The following is a 22,346-nucleotide window of genomic DNA, read 5'->3' on the forward strand; positions in this document are numbered from 1 at the left end:
GTTTTATTTAGATGTGTGGTTTATACATCTTATCCAATCATTGAAAACTCAACAGGCTGTTTCGATGCAGGAATAACAGGGATTGACAAAAAAAGTTTTAAGCACCGTGCATGCGATGTTACTTTGTTATACAATAGCTAACGTTTATTCCTTCGTTAATGATCAGAAAATAAAACTTATGAATGCTGTTGCTTGCGTTTGTACTCGCTTGGCGTACAGCCATATTTTGCTTTAAAAACCGTGGAGAAATAATTTGGTGTAGAGAAACCCACCATATAGGTTATTTCAGATATCGGATACCCTTCATTCATTAACAAATATTTCGCTTTTTTTAGCCGGCGGTTTAATATGTAATCGGAGATGCTGCAGCCAAGCAACGCTTTAACCTTTCGGTAAAGCTGGATCCTTGAAACTCCTATCAGTTTACATATTTCATCAACGCTAAAGTTCTCATTCGCTAAATTCTGTTCTACAATACCGGCAAAATCATTCAGGAATTTTTTGTCGAGGGCTTTTGAGACAGGCACAGTTGATTTACTTACATCACTGGTAAAATGTTCTTTAAGTGTTGCCCGGCTTTTGATCAAATTCTTCACGGTAGCGAGTAAATAATCAAAGTTAAACGGCTTAACAATGTAGGCATCGGCCATGCAGGTAATCCCGTCTATCTGTTGTTCAACACTACCTTGTGCCGTTAAAAGAATAATAGGAATGTGCGAAGTACGGACATCAGTTTTCAGTTTTACTGTTAAAGTTTTGCCAGACATCCCCGGTAATACCACATCAGATATGATCAGGTCCGGAACACGCTCAAAGGTTTCATTTAATCCGCCTGTGCCATTATCGGCTGTAAATATCTCATAAGTAGCTCCCAGTTTTTCACTCAGGTAGCTCAGCAAGTCTTTATTATCTTCGATGATTAATATGGATTGCTCCCTGGGCGTGCCGAATATTTGCCCTTCATCCGTTAATGTAACAGGTGCTGCCAGGTCTGTAACATAAATTTTTGCCCGCTCTTCAATACCTGTTTGTTTTGCATTAGCGTGCTCCTGTGCAGTTTGGTCAAAATGACTATTTCCCAACAGCAGGTTAATGGTAAAAGTAGTCCCTTCCCATTTTTTACTCCTAACTTCGATACTGCCATGATGCAGGGACACAATTTCTTTTGACAGCGCGAGCCCTAATCCAGATCCTCCTGAAGAGCTGTTTTCCGCCTGGTAAAATTGCTCAAATACATGGGTAGTGTCCTGCGGCTCCATACCGATCCCGTTATCCTGGATGGCAATATCAACAGAATTGTCATCTCTATTTTTGAAACTAACCTGGATACGGCCATTGTCGTTGGTAAATTTCAGCGCGTTAGCTATGATGTTAAAAAACACCTTATCTAACAGGTTAACATCATACCAAACAATTATCTGTTGCTCATCGCTTACCAGGCTCAGACTGATGTTACGCTTCTGGGCATTTTCCTGAAAGCTGGTGATGATCTCCCTGGCAAATTCAACAATATTATTGGGTGATACATTGATCTGTTGTTTATCATATTCTATTTTACGGTACTCGATTAATTGGTTAACCAGGCGCAGCAAACGGTATACGTTTTTATGGATCAGTTTCAGACTTTTCCCTGCAACCAGGTTTAGCTTTTCATTACTCATCATATCTTCTACTGGCGAGAGGATAAGTGTGAGCGGCGTACGGAATTCGTGAGAAATATTAGTGAAAAATTGCAATTTAGCCTCCGTAGCTACTTCAGCCTTTGCCGACATCTCGATCAACTGGTTACGCTGCTGCAGAATTTCATTATTTTTAACCTCCAGGCTTTTGTTGATCTTCCGGTTTTCCATGAGCCAGTAAAATGCAAGACCGCCAAAAACGATAGCTAACACCAGCGACATTACAATTACGTTTAAAACCAATTGCTGGCTGTTGTACACCTCACGCTGCTCCGTCAGTAATGATCGTTGCCGTTCAATATCTTTCTGCTGACTGCTGATCTTGCTCCATTGCATTTTCATTAGCTGTACATTGGCAGAGTCAATAACAACCGACTGTAACAGGTTTTCCCTTGCGAACGACTCTTTATTCAGGATACTGAAAGCGGTCATAATTGCTTCTTTACCCCCGGTAGGATATAGCATACTGGCATTGATAGTTTTTGAAGCAACCATTTGCAGGCCACCTCCATGTCCGGGCAAGGCATCAACTCCCAACACTTTGGTGCCATGAATTTTAAATTTGTCAAGCACCTCTCTCGTTCCGAGGGCCATTACGTCGTTATGTGCAAATATTACATCTGCATTTTTTATAACAGGTGCAATCCTGGTCAATTGCTTTTTAGCACTATCCTTTAACCAATCGCCATATATCCTGTCGGTTATATTAATATCAGCGTATCTCCTTAAACCGTCAGAAAAGCCGCGGTCCCTTTCAATAGCCGGAGACGAGCCGGGCAGCCCCATAACTTCTACAACGTTCCCCCTTCCCTTTAAAAGAGCACCTGTATATTCACCCGCCATTTTACCTATCTGATAATTATCCGCACCAACATAAGCTGTATATAAAGCTGATGATGTTTTACGGTCGATCACAATTACCGGAATACCTTTGTTGTACGTTTGTTCTACTATTCCGGTGAGGGGTTGCGCTTCATTGGGTGATATAATCAGCAGATCGACACCATCATCCAGCATTTTTTTCACCTGTTCAACCTGCTTGCTGCTGTTACCGTCCGCATCGGTATAAATAAACCGGGCGTCGGGGTGTAATGAAAGCTCCATCCTCATTTCATCAAGCATCGTGCGACGCCAGAGATCAGAACCAATACATTGCGAAAACCCTATAGTATACTGTGATGTTTTATCGGCCCGCTTGCAACCGGCAGCAATAAGCATCATAAAACCGATCAGTATGATACCGGTCCGTATGTTTTTTGCATGCCATTTATTAAGCAAGGTCATAAGCTCAGATTATTTGGAAGAAAAAGGTAATAAACAGGATTAATTATTGGTTTATTTTTTCCCTTTTAGGATTAAACAAAGTAAAGATATCTATAAACGTTCCTGAAAAACAAATTTATGGGGGGCGGGCAACCTACCTAACAACCGGGCTGATGTAACCAAATTGAAAGTAACGGGTAACATAAACAAACATTGGATTATAAAATAATAGCCTATGCAATTTTATATAACTGAAAATCAACAAGATAAAACAAGATTGATTTTTATACTTTATTGATACAAAATCAATAACCCTCACATGGCCCATTACCCTACTTTGGCCTCAGTAAATCCAATATAACACCTTTTATAATTATTATGAGAAAACACTCCGTCCTGGCCTGGTCCATGGTCGTGGCCCTTGGTGGCTTCCTTTTCGGGTTTGATACAGCTGTAATATCGGGCGCCGAAAAATCTATCCAGCAATTCTGGCACTTATCTGTAGTAGAACATGGGCTTACCATATCTATTGCATTAATAGGAACGGTTATCGGCTCATTATTAGGGGCCCGGCCTTCAGACCTTTTTGGCCGCAAAAACACGCTTTACTTTGTAGCTGCCGCGTATTTGCTATCATCATTGGGTACTGCACTGGCTGATAGCTGGTATGTGTTCCTTGTTTTCAGGTTACTGGGCGGCCTCGGCGTTGGTATTTCATCAGTTACGGCACCTATCTATATTTCAGAAGTTTCACCTGCCGACCGTCGTGGCAGGCTGGTGGGCCTGTTTCAGTTTAATGTGGTATTAGGGATACTGATCTCATACCTGTCCAACTACCTGATAAGTCAGGTTGGCGAAACTTCATGGCGGTGGATGCTTGGTGTACAAGCCTTTCCTTCAGCGTTGTTTTTTGTGCTGATCTACTTTATACCTGAAAGCCCGCGCTGGCTGATCCTGAAAAGAGGCGAAATGGCAAAAGCGCTCGGCATATTACGGATCATTAACCCGCTCAACTGCGATGAGGAGTTGGAATCTATAAAAAATTCAACCTTAAATGATACGGCTTCAAGCGGCAGCCTCTTTTCGGGGCAATATAAAACCCCTGTTATACTGGCCGTGCTGTTTGCATTTTTCAACCAGGTTTCGGGCATCAATGCTATCATTTATTATGCGCCGCGCATATTTGAAATGGCCGGATTGGGCGCCCATTCATCATTACTATCAACAGTTGGCCTTGGGGCAATCAACTTTATATTCACCCTTGCCGCCATTAATATTATTGATAAAGTAGGGCGCCGGATCCTAATGCTTATTGGTTCGGTTGGCCTTATCATTTCCCTGTTCCTGGTTGCCTACACCTTTTACTCCGGAAACATGAGCGGCTTTGCCATACCTGCATATATGATGCTATTCATTGCATTCTTTGCGTTCTCGCAGGGAGCAGTTATCTGGGTATTTATTTCGGAGATCTTTCCAAACCAGGTACGTGCAAAGGGCCAAACATTAGGCAGTTCAACCCATTGGATCATGGCAGCACTCATCGCTTTCTCCTTTCCGTATTTCGCCGAAAAACTTGGCGGCACAATAACATTTTCCTTTTTCGGCACCATGATGATATGCCAGTTAATTTTTGTGTGGAGGCTGATGCCCGAAACCAAAGGAAGATCGCTGGAGCAAATTGAAACTAACATGGTAATGCATTAATCAGGATCAGCTATGATGAACTTACATACAAATACCTTGACACCGGCCATTTGCTATGGCGAAATACTTTGGGATGTTTTGCCGGATGGCCCCCAACCCGGCGGGGCATTGCTGAATGTATCATACCACCTTAATAAACTGGGCATGCCCGCCAGCCTGGTAAGTAAAATTGGTAATGATGCCGATGGCCAAAAGCTTGAAAACCTGCTCGATAACTGGGGCATAAAAAAGCACCTGCTGCAAACTGACACGGAACACCCAACCAGCCAGGTAATCGCCAAAATGAATAATGGCAACGAGGTATCCTACGAGATTATTTTTCCTGTAGCCTGGGACTTTATTAATGACAGTGAACATATTAAAACGCAGATCAGGCCGTCAACCTATTTCGTTTTCGGCAGCCTTGCGTCAAGGAACAGCGTATCGCGCAATACTTTGTTTGAGCTGTTGGAAAGCGATGCTATCAAGGTATTCGACATTAACCTAAGACCGCCTTTTATAAGCCGCGATCTGCTGGCCGACCTGCTACACAAAGCCAACATTGTAAAATTTAACCAGGCCGAGCTTGAAATGGTGCAGGGCCTGTTCAGGGGTTCATTCTGGAAGGAATCGGAACAGATCAAATTTATCCAGGATCATTTTAACATACCTGAGATCATAGTTACCAAAGGCGAGTTTGGTGCCTCCTATTATAAAGAAGATAAAGCCTATCACATTGCCGGGCGTGAGGTGAAAGTAAGGGATACCATAGGCAGCGGCGATTCCTTTTTAGCGGCATTCATAGCCAACCATTACCGTGGCGAATCACCAGAAATTTTACTAAAAAATGCAATAGCGATGGGCGGTTTTATTGCAACAAAGAAAGGAGGTTGCCCGGATTATAAAATTAAAGAATACCAAGACTTTATAAACAAGATGTTTTAATCAAACCAATTACTCTTAAACAAAAATCAATGAGAAAATTATTACTTATTTGTTCCTTTCTTATACTGCTCATAAGTGAAGGATATGCGCAATCCCGTACCATTACCGGGACTGTGTTAGATAACTCCTCGAAACCTATAGATGGAGTTACTATAGTGGTTGTTGAAACCCAAAAATCAACACTATCAGATGCAAACGGAAAGTTCAGTATCGCCGTAAAAAACGGTCAGTCGGTGCGGTTTTCTTATGTAGGTGCCAAACCAATACTGGTTACTATCACTGCGGATACCAAAACACTTGACGTAGTATTTAAAGATGCAGAAAACAAGCTGAATGAAGTAGTTGTAACCGGTTACACTTCTGAAAGAAAGAAAGATTTAACAGGCGCGGTTGCGGTTGTTGATTTAGCGCCGGTAAAAAACAATAGTTCGGGAAATACCATGCAGGCATTACAGGGCCGGGTTGCGGGTTTATATATTGAAAAAGATGGCTCGGCCAATGGGGCAACTAGCAGGATCCTGATCAGGGGGGCCAATACTTTGGGCAACAATAACCCGCTGTATATTATTGATGGGATCCCAACCACCAGGCCGGAGGTATTTCAAAACCTGTCGCCTTCAAATATTGCATCAGTTCAGGTATTAAAAGATGCCTCATCCGAATCAATTTATGGTTCACGCGCGTCTAACGGCGTTGTTATCGTTACCACAAAAAATGGCGGCAACACCGAGGGTAAGATACAGTTTCAGTTTAATAACAGTACTTCAATCCAGTCCGAAAAATCGTTAAGGTTTAAAATGCTGAACTCGGTAGACAGAGGTAGGGCCTTGTGGCAAGCTTCAGTTAATGACGGTCAGGACCCCGCCGCAGGTTATGGCGAGATCTATAACTTTGATTGGAACAATAATTTTGGAAACCCGGTTTTAAACAGCGTTACGCCTAAACCGTTTGTAGGTGGCGACCCCAACACTCCCGCCGGCGATACCGACTGGCAAAGTGTATTATATAAAACCGCTTTTGTTTACAATAATGATCTCACGGCTTCGGTAGGCAACAAAAACTCTTCTATCCAAATAAATTTTGGAAACATCAAAAACACCGGTCTTGTGCGCTTTACCAAATACGGACGTACCACCGGTAGCATTAATGCCATAACGCGGCCTTTTGATGGCAAAGTTACCTTCGGCGTCAATATAAAAATCACCAACTCAAACGAAACCCTTACCACAACGGACCTGGGTGGCGCTACTACTCCATTCCTGGCGGTTACGCTGGCACCAACCATCCCGGTATATCAAAAAGATGGAGTAACCTACGCCGGCGAATCAGGGGCTGGCTACTCTGACAGGAACAACCCACTGCACATGCAGGACCTGGCAAAATGGAATAACGCCAACAGGTTAAACACTTTTGGTAACGTATTTTTAGAGGTACAACCAATTAAGAATTTATACTTCCGGTCAAATTATGGCGCCGATAATGCAGACTACCTGAGCAAGGTGATTACGCCAACTTTTTCGGAAGGTGCATTAAACCGCACCACCAACAGCCTGTTTTTTGATCAGAATCATTACCTGAGCACCACGCTTTCTAACACCTTGAGGTACAGCTATGATTTGAATAGCAAGCATCATTTTAAAATATTAGTTGGTACAGAGTATATTAAAACCTTTACTGATTTTCAAACAACCTTAAAACAGGGATATACAATCCAAACAGAAGATTATTTTACGTTGGACGCCGGCACAGGAAATACCATTGTTACCGGCAGGTCAATAGGTAATAGCCTATTTTCGCAATTCGGTCGTTTTGATTACAATTATGCAGGCAAATATTTAGTGTCGGCTACCGTTCGGCGCGACGGTTCATCAAGGTTCGGTACCAACAACCAATATGGTATTTTCCCTTCCGCCTCAATCGGCTGGAAAATAGACCAGGAAAACTTCCTGAAAAACAGCAGTATATTCTCTGAACTTAAATTAAGGGCCGGCGTAGGCCGGGTAGGTAACCAGGAAATTGGCGACCTGTCACGTTACTTGCTTTATAACACACGATACGGCACCACCCAAAACCAACTTACGCCAGGCTTTTGGGAACAATATATGAACGTTGGTACCGCATATTCATTATCCGGCGCCAATACAGGGGCGCTGCCATCAGGCTTTGTTCAGACCCAGGCAGCAAACCCTGCTCTTAAATGGGAAACAACCGACGAACTAAACACGGGGTTAGACTTTGCTATATTAAACGGCAAAATCTCGGGTTCATTCGATTATTTTACCCGGAAAACCACCGGCATCCTGATTACTCCTCCGGTTGCATCCGCACTGGGTGAAGGACAATCTAAAACCGTTAACGGTGCATCAAAAACTAATAGAGGCTGGGAGTTTTTAGTAACGTACCACGGCCAACGGTCAGGAGATTTTAATTACAATGTGACTTTAAACTTCTCTCATTTCAGGGATAAGATCACCGATTTACCGGAGAACGTTAGACCAGCTTACCCGGGCAATATAGACAATACCATCATAGGGCATTCACAGTTTGATATATTTGGTTATAAAACCAATGGACTTTTCCAATCACAGGCCGAAGTTGATGCTGCCCCAACGCAAATCGGCGCCGGTCCTGGCAGGATCCGCTATGTAGACATCAATCACGATGGAAAAATTGATGCCAACGATCAAACATGGATAGGTACTACTTTACCGGCTTTAGAGTACGGCGCAAGAATTGATCTCACCTATAAAAAATTCGACCTCTCCATATTCGGATCAGGTGTTGCCGGCCGAAAGGGGTTTGACGTATATACCCTGTTTAACAATTTGATGCACAGCCGCGAAAACGTTGGCCCCGGCGTATTTGATGGCTGGACACCGCAGCATACCAACACCAATGTACCGGCATTAACGTTAAAAGACAATAACAACGAAGGCCGTACTTCCGATTACTTCATTGTAAACACGTCTTATTTCAAATTAAGGAACCTTCAACTTGGATATACCATTTTACCTAAAGCTGTATTTACCAGGTTAAGGGTGTTTGCCATGGCCGAAAACATCTTTACTGTAAAAAGCAGCAAGTACCTGAGCCCCGATCCTGAGCGGATTGACCTCAACCCTATCCCAATTCCACGGATCTTCAGCTTTGGCGTCAATGCATCATTTTAACGAAAAAAATCATTCAATATGAAATCGAAAATATTAGTAACAACTATTTTATCGGGGCTAATAATTTTTAGTTCCTGTAAAAAAGCATTAGATTATACTCCAAAGGGTGTATTATCTCCTTCAGATTTAAAATCACCGGCCGCCGTTGAAGGTTTGGTAACCGCAGCTTATGCAGCTATCGGGAATGGCGATATGATAGGGCCAATATATAGTGACTGGGCTTATGGCAGCGTCCGTTCAGATGATGCTTATAAAGGTGGCGGCGGCACAGGAGATGTTGGCGAAGTTGACGCTTTGGAACATTACAACCTGGTAACGCCCTCGATGGATTCGTTTGTGTCACGCACCTGGAAAAATTTGTTTAAATCTATCTCAAGGGCAAATGTGGCAATTAGGGCAGTTAACTCCCTTTCGGATGCTGAATTCCCAAACAAAAAGATCCGTTTGGCCGAATTGAGGTTTTTGCGGGCACATAGCTATTTTACCATGAAATTGCTATACAAAAACATCCCTATTTTTGATGAAACCGCAACTCCTGCCGACATTCTGAAGGTTTCAAACACTTTATCAAACGAAGATTCATGGAATAAAATTGCCGATGATTTTCAATATGCAGTTGATAATTTGCCGGCTAAACAATCTGAATTAGCGAGGGCCAATAAAGTAAATGCACAGGCTTATTTAGCTAAATTAAGATTATACCAGGCCTATGAGCAGGATGATAAACACCATGTGATCAATATCAATAAAACAAGGCTACAGGAAGTTGTTACGCTTACACAAGCGGTGATAGCATCTGGCAAATACTCGCTAAGCCCGGATATTGCTGATAACTTTTTACCCGAAACAGAGAACGGGCCCGAATCAGTATTCGCCATACAATTTACTATCAATGATGGTACTACCTCCGGGCGTTTAAATTTTGAAGACGGCTTAAACTATCCGCACGGGGCACCTCAATACGGCTGTTGCGGGTTCCATGCTGCAAGTCAGAATTTAGTTAATGCCTATACAACTGATGCCAATGGTTTACCTAACTTTGATACGTTCAATAACAGCATAGCCGATCTGTCGAAAGTTACTGTCGACACTAGGTTAGACCATACTGTTGGCATTGACGGGCATCCGTACAAATATGATAACACCAAACCATTCAGCAATAGCTGGGTGCGCGACCCGGGAGTTTATGGCAACTTTCATACTATGCGTAACCAGCAGTTAGCTACAAGCGCATCTTATTTTAAACTGGGACCATTTATGGGCTCGGCAAAAAATTATGATATCATCAGGTATGATGACGTTTTATTAATGCAGGCCGAAGCTTATATTGAGTTAGGGCAACAGGCAAGTGCACTGCCATTAATTAATCAAATAAGAAACAGGGCAGCAGCCAGTACAGGGCGACTTAAAAAGCTGGATGGAACTTTCCCTTCATCCTACAATATAAAACCCTATGGCCCGGCAAACTGGACACAGGACTATGCCCGCAAGGCTTTACAATGGGAAAGGCGATTGGAATTTGCTACCGAAGGGGCACGTTTCTTTGATTTAGTTAGATGGGGGATTGCAGAAAAAACTTTAAACGACTACATTAATGTAGAAAAAGTTAGGAGGCCATTTTTAGCAACGGCTAAATTTACCGCTGGAAGAGATGAATACCTCCCGATTCCGCAATCGGAGATTACGTTCACCAACGGTTTATATAAACAAAACCCTGGCTATTAAACTATAATTAACCAACGGAAACCTGGCCTGAATTATTAGGCCGGGATTCCCTTTTTTATACCAGAAGTACCGTAAGTTTTTGCATACCCTGCCAAATATATAACCTATTAAAAGCTTAAATTATGAAAACAAAATGCGGCGCATTTATATTGCCCCTCCTTATTGCCTTAAATTGTATTTGTAAGGCCCAGGATTCCTCCCCAAAACCTTATGCGGATGAACATCGTCCCCAGGTACATTTTTCACCGGCCCAGCATTGGATGAACGACCCAAACGGTATGGTTTATTATAACCATACTTATCATTTATTTTTCCAGTATTATCCTAAAGACATTGTATGGGGACCAATGCACTGGGGGCATGCGGAAAGTAAAGACCTAATCCACTGGAAACAGTTACCTATCGCATTGTATCCGGATAGCCTTGGATATATTTTTTCTGGTAGCGCTGTTGTCGATTCCAATAATACAACCGGGTTTGGTAAAAATGGCAAAATACCCCTGGTGGCCATATTCACCCATCATGACCCTAAAGGGGAAAAAAAGGGTACCGATAAGTTTCAAAACCAAAGCCTTGCCTATAGCCTGGATGGTGGCGGCACATGGACTAAATACAGCGCCAACCCGGTTTTAAAAAACCCCGGAGTCCGTGATTTCCGCGACCCCAAAGTGATGTGGTATGCCCCGGAGAAAAAATGGGTAATGACCCTTGCAACTCAAGATCACATCTCCTTCTATTCGGCCCCTGACCTGAAAAACTGGAAAAAAGAAAGCGAGTTCGGCATCAAGGCAGGTGCACACGGTGGCGTATGGGAATGCCCTGATTTGTTCCCACTAAAAATGAACGAAAAAACCTACTGGATCCTGATCGTAAACCTTAATCCCGGCGGGCCAAACGGCGGTTCGGCTACACAATACTTTGTGGGAAGTTTTGACGGGAACAAATTTAGTCCCCTTGATTCAAATACCCGGTGGCTTGACTACGGTCCCGACGAATATGCAGGCATTACCTGGAGCAATACCGGCAGCCGTAAAATATTTTTAGGGTGGATGAGTAACTGGCAATATGCTAATCAGGTGCCCACAAAGGCCTGGCGTAATGCCGCAACCATCCCACGTGAGCTTAGCCTGAAACAAAGCAAAGGCCAAATTTTACTGGTATCCAAACCTGTGGCTGAACTAAAAAACATTGAAGAAAAAACAATTTCGTTAAAGCAGCCCGTGTTTAACAGGTCTCTTCTTGATCTTAGTTCAAAAATTAATAAACTCAAAAGCCGGTACGTTTTAAAATTGAGCTTTGCTACCTTAAAAGATTATAGCATCAGGCTATCAAACACTAGAGGTGAAGAACTGCTTATTGGTTACGACCCTGCCAAAGATGAATACTATATAGATCGTACCAAAGCCGGAAAAATGGATTTCCAAAAGAATTTCTCCGGCCGTTTTACCGCACCGCGGCAAAGCGCTGCTAAAAATTCAGATCTCATTTTAGTAGTCGACAAATCATCAGTAGAGTTATTTGCCGACGGAGGCTTAACCACCATGACTGCAATCTATTTCCCAACCGAAGATTTCAACAACCTTGCAGTTAAAACCACCGGAAAATTAGCCATTAATAATATCAGCATTTCCGGGTTGAAATCTATCTGGAAATAACCGGCAACAGTAAGCTCTGAAAGGTTGTTTTCATCCCGAAAACAACCTTTTTCATTTCCGGGCATTTCGGGGCGCTCTCTCCAATAGCTTTATCGTCTCGTTATATTATAATATTAATATATAATAACCCCCATAAATTCCAGTTTTGCCCCCTATCCATGGGATTTTAAGTATGTTAATTTGTGACACCAATTAACCAGTACTCTCATCAACTATCGGGAGAAGCACACCTATTAACCTAAAAAATCTTTATTATGAAAAATTTAACTTTTGTTTTAATCGCATTTATTGTGATTACATCGTTTTTTGCATGTAGAAAAGATAATGCAGCCACCGCCAACTCCGCGGTAAATACTTCAGCCAGTCATCTTGCAACCAATACGGTATCATGGGTAAATGTCATTCCTTCTACCTCCTTTAGCTCGTACAGCACTTATTGGAATGATCTGTATCCCTGGGGATCTGATCATAATGGGTCTGCCCGTATGCGCTCTCAAAATATTTCAGTTTCCGGAGGGGTGCTTACACTAACCAGTGCACCCAGCGGCAGCGTTGGCAACAGCAATAAAGATCCATATTTACCGATCCATTATTACTCAGGGACAATTTATGCCAAGACCGTACCTGTAGTAACCGACTCCTGGCCTAAGTGGCATTTCAAAGGGGAATTTCAATGCGAATCACAAACTGGCACATGGCCTGCCTTTTGGGTAACCGGAGCAGACTCATGGCCACCCGAAAGTGACTTTATGGAATTTAAAGGAAGTGCAACCTGCTGGACAAATACCTACAAAAATGCGAGCGGAGGCTGGTCGAGTGTGGGTACAACTATTTCCAGCCCCGGAAACTGGCACACTTATTCGGTTTATATGACCAAGACCAATGCGACCGATGTGTCCATCGAATACTGGATAGATGGTTCTTTAAAAAGCACCCAAACGGGCGCTAACTTTGTCGGGAAAAATCTGAATATCATTATTGATTACCAAATGGAAGGATCGTCAGGATCACCCGGTCCCACCGGAACCACCTATATGCGCGCAAGGAATGTAATTGTTGAAAAAAGCGCTACATTATAGCTTTAACCAAATTATAAGCTTGCTTCTCCGGTACCGGTGATATTCCTGGTTCATTAAAACTAAAAAGGGTATGTATGCGCAAAAGCGAAATGCATGCCCTTTTAGCTATTACTTTCAAAAATAGAACCACACATAATTTATAAATAAATTAATCAATACTACAATAACTTTTCCCAATTGCAGGTTGAGCGTAGTAATACTATCCATTTTTTTAAAAAGTGGATAATATATCTTAACTTATGCAACAATATCATAATTACCAATTATGTTCCGATTACTCTTTATTGATGACAGTAAACTTGACCATATTATACTGGACAAGCTTATTGCAGGAATTGAAGATTTTAAACCCGTGTCACATAGTTACGACGGTGAAGATGCGTTAAAATCATTGACAGATAACCCGGCGGATTGCCCGGACGTTATTTTTCTGGACATCAGGATGCCCAGGTTTGACGGCTGGGATTTTCTTGAAGGTTTTGTGGATCTGCAATCCATACTGCCGGTTAAACCACTGCTCTATGTATTTTCGTCGTCAATTGACCCAACCGACAAGGAGCGGGCACTCAGCTATGATTTTGTGACCGGTTTCTTTAGCAAACCTGTTTCAAGGCCGGTGCTTGAGCTTGTATTAGCGGCCTGTATTGAGCGTTCGAAAACATAAGGATGATTACCCATTTCACAGGTGTTCAATTTTAAAAAGTGTGAACACCTGGTATTTTTCGCCAAAAAAATAGCACTAATAATCAGCAACTTACATTTGGTTTAAAATACATCAAACCGTGTTTTGAACAAACTATCGTTGATAATCAAGCTATTACAAAATAGCATTCCCAAAAGTTGAACAGCTGCTTTTTAAAAAATTGAACACTGACAAGATCTTGTCATCAATACCCGATTCCTTACCAAATTTTGCTCACATGCCGCAGGGGTAAAATCACTCACTATGATAACCTTTTAATCATATCATAGGTAGTACTTAAACATATCACTGAGCTGAATCTCTTAATTGTACCGGCAAATCCCTCCACTAAAAAGAATCTCATTCATTAATGAGTATAATAAAATCCTGCGTGTGTCTTTATGGTGATTGAGCGGATAGCGCCGATCATTACACTAAGTCATAAACCTAAAATTTAAGAACTATGAGTTTTTTTTACCAAAAAAAGTATTCGGCAAGGTGCCTTTTAGTTTTTTTGCTGCTGGTAGGCATGGGCTATCATGCTGCGGCGCAAAGCCGCCAAATCAGCGGTACTGTCACAGATTCAACCTCCAGGGAACCCCTGCCTGGTGTAACTGTGCAGGTTATTGGCACTACCAATGGCGTTCAAACTGATGTAAACGGCAAGTACAAATTAACCGTTAATCCCGGAGCAAAGTTATCTTTCGCTTTTTTGGGTTATAACACGCGTAAAGTCACTGTTGGCGATGACCCTGTTATTAACATTCAGTTATCAGGCAAAAGAAGCGATCTGGAAGAGGTTGTAGTAGTTGCTTACGGTACACAAAAGAAACCGTCGGTGGTAGGCGCTATTGCCACGGTGAGCTCAAAAGTTTTTGAAGACCGCGGGCCAACTAATAATCCTATTGCCAATTTACAGGGCCAGGTTCCGGGTTTGGTGGTAACCAGAAGTTCGGCGCAGCCAGGGCGCGAAAACTGGAACTTCCAGATCCGCGGAGCAACCTCCGTTAACGGGCAAGACCCTTTGGTGATCTTAGATGGGGTCGCGCTTAATAATAACAATGAACTGAACTCCATCAACCCCAATGATATCGACAATATTTCGGTTTTGAAGGATGGTTCGGCTTCGATATATGGTGCACGCGCTGCTTATGGCGTTGTACTGATCACTACAAAAAAAGGTAAAGCAGGTAAAATGGTGATCCAGTATGACCCTTCTGTGTCTGAGAAATTTTTAGGTCTTCAGCCTAAAATGACAAATATTGACCAATGGGCAAATGGCCTGCTTCAGGCCCGAACAAATGATAATTATGGAGTAGCGCCAACAACCGACCTTTGGTACCAACTGGCCAATTTTGCGCTGGCCAATAAAGGCACGGTGGTACTGGCATCACAGATTCCCGGAAACACCACCGGAGGTATCACTGCAAATTCGTTTTATAACGGCTTGCCTGTGCCGGCATTCCTCGATGTAAAGGAACTTGACTTTATTGATGTATCACTACAACAGTACATATGGGGGAGGGCTACTTCAACACAACACAATTTTTCGGTATCAGGCGGAACAGAAAAAAACACTTATCGTGTTTCGTTAGGGTATTTAAATGACGGCAGCCAGCTCCGGATTGGCAATAACGGTAATCAACGCTATAATCTCAGGCTTAATAACGGTTACAGATTCAGCGATAAAGTGCAACTGGAAACCAATATTGCGCTTGAGCAAAATAATATTCAACAGCCAACCATGTATACTTCGGGAAGTTACAGTGCGCTCGGAAACGGATTTCAGATCGGTTTGCCTATGTTCACGCAATCTGGCCGGCCATATCAGTGGGGAGGAGTAACAAGCCCCGCTGGACTATTAAGGGATGGGGGCGACAACCTGGAAAACAATAGCCGGGCACTGTTAAACTCAACGCTTACCTATAATTTCATGAAGCACCTTACCTTTACCGGAACAGCAGGTTATAACGTTTGGTGGCAGGATGACCGTGTGCAAACCAAAACAGTTCGTCTTTATTCATACGATGATAAATACCTGACGGGGACTACCGCACCGGCAGGTGGTACTTCGGGAGGAAGCCAAAACTATTTCCGTGCTAATATCAACGATAAATATTATAACCTCATTGGCCGCGTAACCTATGCCAATACTTTCAACCGTGTACATGATGTATCTTTAATGATCGGCAGTTCCTACGAAAGAGATGAGTATGATATGTTTAATACCCGTACCTACAATTTGGGCAGCGATGATGTACCTTCTTTAAATTTAGGGCTGAGCAGTTCGTTGGCCGGTTTTGTAACCAACGACGAACAGCGCAACCACTACGCCCTGGGTTCATACTTTGCAAGAGCTACCTACGCATATAAAGGCAAATATCTGTTTGAAGGAACCGGCAGGTATGATGGTTCTTCAAAATTTATTGCGGATAAACGCTGGAAACCATTTTACAGCCTAATGGGCGGCTGGCGCTTAGGCGAAGAAAGCTTCATCAAGAAAACAAATATTTTTAGCGAGTTAAAGATACGGGCCTCTTACGCTACATCGGGCAGCCAGGGCGGTATCGGCCTTTATGATTACCTGCAATCGCTTAATGTCGGCAATAGCAATACCCTTTTAGGTTCGGCACTCGCAACCGCAACTACAACCACGGGAAACCTGGTTTCGCTCAACAGGACCTGGGAAACAGTGATTAAACGGAACATTGGTATTGATTTCGGTTTGCTGAACGGCCGCTTAAACGGAACTTTTGAAGTGTTCCGCAATCAGAATAAAAACATGCTGGTGAGTGTTACCTATCCGGCTGTTTTGGGTATCGGCGCGCCCCAGTCAAATAACGGCGATCTGAAAACCTGGGGATGGGAAGGACAATTAACCTGGCGAGACCATGTTGGGCAGGTAACCTACAGTATTTCGGGTAATATTACCAACAGCCAAAACAAATTGGTATATTTTAATGGCGTTCCGGCATTAGGTGCAGGTTATAACGCCACTGTTGAGGGCTACCCGCTTGGGTCGTATTTCGGCCTTAAATACGGAGGCCGTTTCCAGACACAGGCACAGGTTGATACCTATAACTCCACCTATTATGCCCCCGGCGGAGTGATCAATACTATCGGCATCCCTGTAGCCACTCCTTTAACCAACCTGCCGGGTCAAAACTCAGGCTTACGTCCGGGAGATAATTATTTTGTTGATGTTAACGGCGATGGTAAACTTACTACAGGTACATCGGCAAAAGATATGGGCGACCTTGTTTATTTAGGCAGCGACATTCCGCGCTATACTTTTGGTTTGACATTAAGCCTGCAATGGAAAGGCTTTGATTTTACAAGCATTTTTCAAGGAGTAGGTAAACGGACAATATTCAGGGCCAATGGTGGTGCAAATAACTGGCGCGTACCTTTTGCCGCCGTTTACCAGGCGCAAACCACCCAATGGGTTGGTAAAACCTGGACCCCTGAAAATACAAATGCCTATTACCCTAACCTGCATAGCAATGGAATTAATGGTTACAACTACCAGATTTCAAGCTGGTCTGTTGAAAACGGCGCTTATGTACGCTTGAAAAACCTTGTTATCGGTTATACCTTACCAAAATCGTTAACAGAGCGCACCAAAGCTATCAGCCGTTTAAGGTTTTACATTTCGGGAAGCGACCTGTGGGAATACAGCAAAATTCATGATGGCTGGGATCCTGAAATGACCAGGACCACTGCAGGCAACGAGCGTTATCCATTTTACAGGTATGTAACCGTAGGCGCAAACATTACTTTTTAATTGAAATGATTATGAAAAATATTTACCGGAGGATCTTCAGTATCCTTTCAATAATTATTGTTACAGGCTTGTTCGCCTGCAACAAGTCACTTAACCTTAAACCGCAGGACCAGCTATCGGATCCGGCATATTTTAAGTCGGCCAGTGATTTTAAAACATTTGCCAACCAATATTATGGTTATCTCCGTAATTTCAACAATTCGTTTGCAGATAACCCGCATTATGACGGGCGTGCCGATGTATTTGGCGGAGGTGGCGTGTATGGCGCAGGTATCAATACAGTACCGGCAAGTGATTCGTACTGGAATAATAATTACTCCCGGATCAGGAATTGCAACTACTTACTTGAAAAGGCCGCCACTTTCCCCGATCAGGCCAGCATCAGCCAGTTTGTTGCCGAAGCCAAATTTTTCAGGGCTTACTGCTACTTTGAATTACTGCAATTGTATGGCGGGGTTCCGCTGATCACCAAAACGCTGAACCTTGATTCGCCCGAACTTTATGGCACCAGGGCATCACGCGATCAGATAGTTGATTTGATTGTTGCTGATCTGGAAGCAGCCATACCAAATCTGCCTGCTTCCATCTTAGCCAATTCTGCAGATTTTGGCCGGGTGAGCAAACCTGCCGCGCAAGCGTTTTTAGGAAGGGTTGCACTTTATGAAGGCACATGGCAAAAATTCAGAAACGGTGATGCAACCCGTTATAATATGCTGCTCGATAAATCGGCCGCGGCTTCCAACGCGGTGATAACCAGCAATCAGTTTGCACTTTTCGGTACCCCGGCTTCAAATGCACTGGGCGGCAACAGTACCATATTGGGTGATTCCGCGCAGAAGTACCTTTTTATCCTCGAAAATCTAAAATCAAACCCGGCTTCCGTTACCAAAACTGCTAATCATGAGTACCTTTTATCGTACCGTTATGACGATGTGAGCAAAACAATCGGAACAAATATTAGCCGGCAGGGAACGCAGATTGGGCCTCAGCATAAATACGTGAACGCGTTTTTATGCCAGGATGGATTGCCTATTGAAAAATCGCCGCTGTTCCAGGGTTTTGAAACTTACGGATCGGAATTTATAAACCGCGATAATCGTTTAAAGTATACTATCCAGGTTAACAATATGTACTACTGGTATGGCAACGCCAATTACCGGGTAACCTGGCTAAATGACGCCGCTGATATCGCTTTATCTATGGGAAAAGTTGTTAAGATTGGCGGTTATACCAATCAAAAATGGGTAACCGAACGCAACTGCCCGGATACCAAAGAGTCGGAAGATTACCCGGTGATCCGCTATGCCGAAGTACTGCTAAACTATGCGGAAGCAGTTTATGAACGTGACGGTGCCATAACAGATGCTGATCTTAACAAATCGCTCAACCTGGTACGCCTGCGCGTTAATAAAAATATGCCGCCATTAACCAATGGTTTCGCAGGTGCAAACGGATTGGATCTGCGTACGGAGATCAGGAGGGAACGTTTTATTGAGCTTTATTATGAAAACTTCAGGTTTGACGATATCAAACGCTGGCATAGTGCCGCTACCGACCTGGTTAGCAACACCGGCGGTACCGCCTATGGAAACATCAGTGCTTTTGTAAGCCCATGGCCAGTAGGCATTAAATTTAAAGGTACACAGGCCGATGTTGGACCAAACCCGTTAAAGCCTGCTCCTACCAACGCATTAGATGCCAACGGTCAGCTCATCCTTGACAATACAGCGCGTAATTTTTCGGAAAAAAATTATTTATATCCGATCCCGGCACAACAAATTACCCTTAATCCCGCGTTGACGCAAAATCCGGGCTGGTAAATTTATTTAAACAATCAAAAGGCTGCCTCAGGGACAGCCTTTTGATTGTTATGTGTTATCACCCTATAATTACCAACCTGGCCTAAACAGTTGCTCCCGCCAAGGCGTTTAAACAAGAAGGTAGTTGTTAATTGGGGCATTGCCAATTTATAGCGGGCATTGCTCTACCTGATCCTGATCAGATAAAATTGATCCAAAGTAGTACTCCTCCTCTTTTTGATGATAAAGGGCAGGCTCAGGTTTTCATGAGGAAAATCCTGGAAAGCTTTTATTATAGTATAAGCAATCCCTTTGTCTTTTAATTCGGCTACCGCTTTTTCATCGGCTACTATAATCCGGCTTTTCAGATGGTCTGTTTTTAGAATATCGTCAACGTTACTATAAGTAGCTTCGCCTTTGTAGTAAAAATCGAAGGTATTTGATAAAACCGCGGCGCTTACTTTTTGCTGCGGATAGTTTTGATTGAGGTATTCGGCGGCCGAAAGATCTCCCCGGTAATCAACAATAATAGGATAAGCAACGGTTACGAGGTAAGCATTCACCAGTACCGATACGGCACAGGTAAACAAAAATACCGGCTGGTAAATTTGTGTCGGATTTTTATAAATGTAGATGGACAACCCAATAAACGCTGCAATCAACAAAACAAAAACAGGCCAGCATTCGGGCGCGAAAATGAAATTAAGCGCTATAACAGCTACCAATAAAAGCCCTGTGATAATGTATTGAGCTATCTTGAAAAACTTTAACGCGGCGCCAGCTTTTAATGAACTAATAAAAACCGCGGTTATAATAGCAAAAAATGGGAACAGGATATTAGTGTAAAATGGCAGCTGAAACTTCGATGCCGAAAAGATCAGCAACATTAATACGCTTCCCGAGATACATAGATACTCGGGCTGGGTTATACCTTTAATCATTTTCCTGACGGTAGCATAAAGTGCATAGAACAGGAGAATAGCCCATGGCGCGAAAGCCCACAGCAGGGTATGAACAAAAAATAGTTTGTCGCCGTGTGTATTCGTAATATAACCGTTATTGTTGAAACGCCCAAACTGGCTGTCCCACAAAAACCAGTGGATGCCTGAAATCCCGGTGCGACCGAAAACAACTTTTTCGGGGTGAAGATCAAACTGGGTATATACCGAATAAATTTCGGGTAAAGTAAATATCACCACCAATATAAACGAGAGCAGCCATTTCCAATGGAACACGCCTTTGATATTTCCTTGAAATAAATAATCGCCAATAATTGACGCCCCAATCGGGATGAGCAGGTAGATGCCTTTAGTCATCACTGCGCAGGCAGTAAATACTGATGCCAGCAGCATATCGGCCATGCTGAACCGTTCTTTTACTTTATAAAAATGGTAAACGGCCCCCATGAGCAGGCCCATAATATAAGGCTCGGCACGTACATCCGTATTTGACATTACGCTGTGTTGAGCGGTAAGCAGGATCAGGATAGCGATAATAGCTGTTTCATCGCCATAAAACTTTTTGGCAAGCTTGTAAGTGTACGCCACCGACATGAAAAAAAACAGCAGGGCGGGCAATTTATAGGCAATGGTATTTATACCGAACACTTTAAAACTGATGGCGATAATCCAGAAGGGGAAATGCGGTTTATCCAGCCAGTCGGCACCGTGATATAGCAGATCGGTAAAATTATTGTTTTGTGCCATGCTCCTTGAAAGAGCCGAATACAGCGCCGGGTCATCGGTAAAGAATTTGATGCCGATACCTGCTACATTGAGCACGATAGCCAATAACAGCACAATAAGATAAGGCCGCTTTTGTAAAGAGAAAATTGAAGCTGATGAACTATCCACTAAAAATATTTATGTTCAAAAATAGCCGAATTTTAATTATTCCAAGGCAGGTATTTAGGCTGATCACGGTTGATCAGTTCGGGCTTGACTGAATTTAACACTTGACCATTCAAAACCCGTTCGTACAGCGCTAAATATTCCTTTGCCATCTTGCCGATACTGAAATTATCGACAGCATACTCATGACAATATTGTTTATTAAAGCTTTCAACATTTTTTAGTCCGGCTGCTAATTCTGTTTTACTTACAGAAAGCAAGCCAGCTTCAGCGGGCACCAGCTCGGGCAACGATCCGTAAGGCGTACCAAAAACCGGGCAGCCAAAATACAGGCTTTCAACAATAGCAATTCCAAATGGCTCATGCCACAGTACCGGGAAAAGCAGGGCTTTTGAACCGTTCATTACTACCGATTTTGCCTCATCACCAACCATTCCCTTAAAACGCACATTAAGGTTAGGTGTAAAACGCAAACCCATTTTTAAGTTAAGCCGGGTACCTCCAAGTACCACCAGTTTATTACCACTCATGGTAGCTACATCGATGGCCCCTTTTACATTTTTAATCCGCCAGGCTGCTTTAGCCAGAAAATGGGTATGGGTGCGTTTATTGTTGAGATCGGGCTTCTGATAGTCTGCTGTATCTATAGCATTGTGTACAAAAACCGTTGAACCATGACGCTGCGCATGATTCGCTGATACAAATACCGAGTTAACATCTAATTGCACACCACCCGGGTTATTATGTACCGTAACGATATAAGGCTTCTTAGTAAAATCACTCACCTGGAACTGAAAATGTACCACGTCAATATCATCGGGCACCTGTTGGTTTATGTCAACAGCCGGATCGTAGATCAGCACCCTCGCAAACGGACAAGTTGAACCCGCTCCTACCAAATAGGTAATCTTATGTCCTATCCTATTCAGCTCGTGGCCAAGCCACCAGATGATACGCTCGGTGCCGCCATATTTTGTTGCCGGGATGGGGGTGTTGTTTACGATGAGGATGTTCATAGATGTTGGAGGCAAA

12 protein-coding genes are annotated in these 22,346 nt (G+C 43.1%); 9 read left to right on the forward strand and 3 right to left on the reverse strand.

What is annotated here, in order from left to right:
- Positions 1–176: 176 nt before the first annotated feature.
- Entirely contained in the window at positions 177–2,963 is a 2,787-nt protein-coding gene (locus tag ACP26M_RS17650) for a hybrid sensor histidine kinase/response regulator transcription factor (RefSeq protein ID WP_426581902.1), read from the reverse strand.
- Between the two features lie 357 nt (positions 2,964–3,320).
- On the opposite strand from ACP26M_RS17650, the gene ACP26M_RS17655 reads away from it, so the two are divergent.
- From ACP26M_RS17655 to ACP26M_RS17695, 9 genes are all read left to right on the forward strand, one after another.
- A complete protein-coding gene (locus ACP26M_RS17655; RefSeq protein ID WP_426581905.1) occupies positions 3,321–4,646 on the forward strand; it encodes a sugar porter family MFS transporter in 1,326 nt (441 codons plus the stop codon).
- A 12-nt stretch (positions 4,647–4,658) separates the two neighbouring features.
- Complete coding sequence (locus ACP26M_RS17660; RefSeq protein WP_426581907.1) at positions 4,659–5,570, forward strand: carbohydrate kinase family protein; 912 nt, start codon at positions 4,659–4,661, stop codon at positions 5,568–5,570.
- 29 nt (positions 5,571–5,599) lie between these two features.
- Positions 5,600–8,740: a SusC/RagA family TonB-linked outer membrane protein gene (locus tag ACP26M_RS17665; protein ID WP_426581909.1), complete on the forward strand. Its 3,141-nt coding sequence runs from the start codon at positions 5,600–5,602 to the stop codon at positions 8,738–8,740.
- Positions 8,741–8,758: 18 nt separating this feature from the next.
- Positions 8,759–10,465, forward strand: a complete 1,707-nt coding sequence (locus ACP26M_RS17670; RefSeq protein WP_090529584.1) for a RagB/SusD family nutrient uptake outer membrane protein — start codon at positions 8,759–8,761, stop codon at positions 10,463–10,465.
- A gap of 122 nt (positions 10,466–10,587) precedes the next feature.
- The gene (locus ACP26M_RS17675) at positions 10,588–12,120 is read left to right on the forward strand and encodes a glycoside hydrolase family 32 protein (RefSeq protein ID WP_426581912.1); all 1,533 of its coding nucleotides are present in this window, start codon (positions 10,588–10,590) and stop codon (positions 12,118–12,120) included.
- 254 nt (positions 12,121–12,374) lie between these two features.
- Positions 12,375–13,199 carry a family 16 glycosylhydrolase gene (locus ACP26M_RS17680; protein ID WP_426581914.1) on the forward strand — a complete coding sequence of 275 codons (825 nt, stop codon included), beginning with the start codon at positions 12,375–12,377 and terminating at the stop codon, positions 13,197–13,199.
- Positions 13,200–13,464: 265 nt separating this feature from the next.
- On the forward strand, positions 13,465–13,863 hold the full coding sequence (locus ACP26M_RS17685) for a response regulator (RefSeq protein WP_426581916.1): 399 nt from the start codon (positions 13,465–13,467) through the stop codon (positions 13,861–13,863).
- A gap of 481 nt (positions 13,864–14,344) precedes the next feature.
- Positions 14,345–17,665, forward strand: coding sequence for a SusC/RagA family TonB-linked outer membrane protein (locus tag ACP26M_RS17690; RefSeq protein ID WP_426581918.1), 3,321 nt, complete (start codon positions 14,345–14,347; stop codon positions 17,663–17,665).
- Between the two features lie 11 nt (positions 17,666–17,676).
- Entirely contained in the window at positions 17,677–19,485 is a 1,809-nt protein-coding gene (locus ACP26M_RS17695) for a RagB/SusD family nutrient uptake outer membrane protein (RefSeq protein ID WP_426581920.1), read from the forward strand.
- 164 nt (positions 19,486–19,649) lie between these two features.
- Here ACP26M_RS17695 and ACP26M_RS17700 read toward each other — a convergent pair whose 3' ends face one another.
- Positions 19,650–21,317, reverse strand: a complete 1,668-nt coding sequence (locus tag ACP26M_RS17700) for a glycosyltransferase family 39 protein (RefSeq protein WP_426581922.1) — start codon at positions 21,315–21,317, stop codon at positions 19,650–19,652.
- A gap of 32 nt (positions 21,318–21,349) precedes the next feature.
- The gene (locus ACP26M_RS17705; protein WP_426581924.1) at positions 21,350–22,330 is read right to left on the reverse strand and encodes a glycosyltransferase; all 981 of its coding nucleotides are present in this window, start codon (positions 22,328–22,330) and stop codon (positions 21,350–21,352) included.
- Positions 22,331–22,346 lie beyond the last annotated feature (16 nt).

Source organism: Mucilaginibacter sp. R-33, from assembly GCF_049949235.1.
Lineage (GTDB): Bacteria > Bacteroidota > Bacteroidia > Sphingobacteriales > Sphingobacteriaceae > Mucilaginibacter.